Source organism: Microbacterium xerophyticum (assembly GCF_053543555.1).
In genome coordinates this window covers 324,259-327,282 of record NZ_JBLVOB010000004.1, presented here as the reverse complement: position 1 = coordinate 327,282, position 3,024 = coordinate 324,259, and the positions used below count along the sequence as shown (strand labels likewise).

2 protein-coding genes are annotated in these 3,024 nt (G+C 68.2%); one reads left to right on the top strand and one right to left on the bottom strand.

Annotation, left to right across the window (positions count from 1 at the left end; genetic code table 11):
- The first annotated feature begins 131 nt into the window (after positions 1-131).
- Positions 132-2,138 carry a bifunctional copper resistance protein CopD/cytochrome c oxidase assembly protein gene (locus ACNPNP_RS04170; protein WP_448964804.1) on the top strand — a complete coding sequence of 669 codons (2,007 nt, stop codon included), beginning with the start codon at positions 132-134 and terminating at the stop codon, positions 2,136-2,138.
- Between the two features lie 4 nt (positions 2,139-2,142).
- Here ACNPNP_RS04170 and ACNPNP_RS04165 read toward each other — a convergent pair.
- On the bottom strand, positions 2,143-3,024 hold an 882-nt coding region (locus tag ACNPNP_RS04165), incomplete at its 5' end, for a hypothetical protein (protein WP_448964803.1).

Genomic DNA, 3,024 nt, shown 5'->3' with positions numbered 1-3,024 from the left:
GCCCCCCTTCGCGCGTCTCACAGAGGGCGCGTCTCACAGAGGACGCGTCTCGCAGATCGCGCGTCTCACAGAGGGCGCGACGTGCATCCGGGGCGTCCGCGCCTGTTGTCATACGCGCTTAGGCTGGAAGGGTGACTTCTCCCGACCTGCGCACGACGCAGGCTTCGGTGTACCGTGCGGCCGGTCTCGGGATCCTCGTCATCGCCGCGGTCGTCGCGCTCGTGGTCTCGCTGCAGCTCGGCGGGGGAGCGGCACCGCTGCTGCTCAGCGACCCTGGGCCCTTCGTGCGATGGGGGCTGCCGACCGCGCGAATGGTGAACAACATCAGCGCCGCCGTCATGATCGGCTCGATGGTGCTCGCGCTGTTCGCCCTGAAGGCCGGCGAGAAGCCGTTCGAGACGGCACTGGACACGGCATCCATCGGCGCAGCCGTCTTCACGGTCTCCTCGGCTGCCACCGCGTTCCTCACGTTCCTCGGTGCGTTCAACGTGCAGCTCAGCCTCGAACAGCAGTTCGGCGAGCAACTGGGACGCTTCCTGCTCACGCTTCCCCTCGGCCAGGCCTGGCTGATCACCACCATCATGGGCGCGATCGTCACGATCCTCGCGTTCGCGTGGCGCAGCTGGACGCCCACGCTCATCACGGCCGGGATCGCCGTCGCAGCGCTGGTCCCGATGGCCAATCAGGGCCATTCCGGTGAGCTCGCCGGTCACGTCATCGCCGTCAACTCGATCCTGCTGCACACGGTGGGTGCGGCCGTCTGGCTGGGCGGCCTGTTCCTGCTGGTCATCCTGCGTCGCACCGCCGGTGTCGACCGTACAGCGCTGGTGCGCCGCTACTCATCGCTCGCGATCGCCGCCTTCTTCGTCGTCGCGGTGTCCGGCGTCATGCGCTCCACCGTCGGCCTCGGCGGATGGGGCGGGCTCTGGACGCCGTACGGCCTCATCATCATCGCCAAGGTCGTGCTGCTCGGCGGAATGGGGCTGCTCGGCGCCTGGTACCGCGCTCGTCTCATCCCGCGCCTGGGCGGCGAGAGCGCTTCGCGCTGGTTCTGGATGCTGGTGCTCTGCGAAGTCGCCCTGATGGGGCTGGCATCCGGCGCTGCCGCGGCGCTGGCGCGCACGCCTCCTCCCACCGGCGAGACCGCGGCGATCCTGAAGACGCCCGCCGAACTGCTCACGGACTCGCCGCTTCCACCCGAGTTCACGCTCGACATGTGGTTCACGGGCTGGGACGTCGACATCCTCTGGGCGGTGGCCGCCGCCCTCGGGCTGTTCTTCTACCTCGCCGGCGTCCTGCGCATGCGCAGCAGGGGAGACCGCTGGCCGATCCACCGCACGGTGTTCTGGGTGCTCGGCGTGCTCATGCTCGTCTGGGTCACCTGCGGCCCGATCAACCTGTACCAGGACTACCTCTTCAGCGTGCACATGCTCGGGCACATGATGCTCTCGATGGCCATTCCGCTGCTGCTCGTCTCCGGAGCGCCGGTCACCCTCGCCCTGCGCGCGATCCACAAGCGCGACGACGGCACCCGCGGCGGGCGGGAATGGATCATGTGGGCGGTGCACTCGCCCTTCTCCCGGATCATCACCCACCCGTTCGTCGCCGCCGGCATCTTCATCGGATCGCTGTGGGCGTTCTACTTCACCGACATCGTGCGGTGGGTGATGTACGAGCACCTCGGCCACGAGTGGATGATCATCCACTTCCTCCTGGCCGGTTACCTCTTCACCATGAGCCTGGTGGGCATCGACCCCGTGCCGTACCGGCTGCCGTACCCAGGGCGACTGATCACGCTGATCGCCATCATGGCCATGCACGCGTTCTTCGGGATAGCGATCATGATGCAGGAGGGCCTCATGGTCGCCGAGTGGTTCGGCTCCATGGCCCGACCGTGGGGTCCGACCCCGATGGAGGATCAGTACATCGGCGGCGGCATCGCCTGGTCGGTGGGTGAGATCCCCACCGTCATCGTGGCCATCACCGTGGCGATCCAGTGGAGCCGAGACGACACCAAGGTGCAGCGGCGCAACGACCGCCATGCCGATCGCACCGGAGACGCGGAGCTCGAGGAGTACAACGCCAAGCTCGCGGCGCTGGCCGACCGCGATGCGCGTCAGGAGGCCCGGAAGGGCTGACGGATCAGGCTCCCGCCGAGCCGACCCTGATCGACGCCGATCCATCGGGGAGGATCGAGATCGTGCCGCTCACGCGGAAGGGCACATCCTCCGACACGTGCTCGATGGAGCCGTCGAAGAGCGAGCGGATGTCGACCTCGATGTGCGCGACGGCTTCGCTCGCGGGGATCATCCACTGCGCGCCGTCCGGCTCCACGGTGACCTTCGGCTGCTGCGCGATCGTCCAGGTGGGCAGGTTCGCGATGCGATTCTGCACCTCGAGCCCGAAGGGACATGCCGTGGGCTGCAGCACCTGCTGCGTGGTGCACTCGGTGAGGAACTCCTCGACGCGGGTCTGCACGACGGCGAGGAACTCCTCGGTCGGTTCGGTCTGAAGGTCGACCGGGGTCTGGGTCAGAGGGGAATCGGCGAGGACGCCGACCCCTGGAGACCGGGAGATCGCCGTGTCCACCGTGACCGAGTAGACGCCGGGGGTGAACACCAGCATCGGCAGGGGGTCGAGCGCTTCGGCTTCCACTCCTGCGGATGACACCTGACGACGATCGATCTCGAATCCGTTGACGGCGAACTGATCGGAGCCGAGCACACGCAGCGAGATCGCCGCGAGGGGCGTGTGCGCGAAACGCCAGTTGGGCGTCACGCCGGCCCACCCGTCCTGCGTCACCTCGAAGGTGCTCTTGCCGGGGTGGGATCCCGCGACGTAGGAGACCGTCACCGATGTGACGCCGTCCACGGTGACCTCTTCGACGACGTCGATCTCCGTGAGAGGTGCGAGCGCCGCCTGGCGCAGCAGCGCCTCGGATGCCGTCGCCTCTATCCCGGCATCCTCAAGGGTCTCGCGATCGATGGCGACGCCCGGCACGCGCAGGGCGTCGGCGGGGCGGCC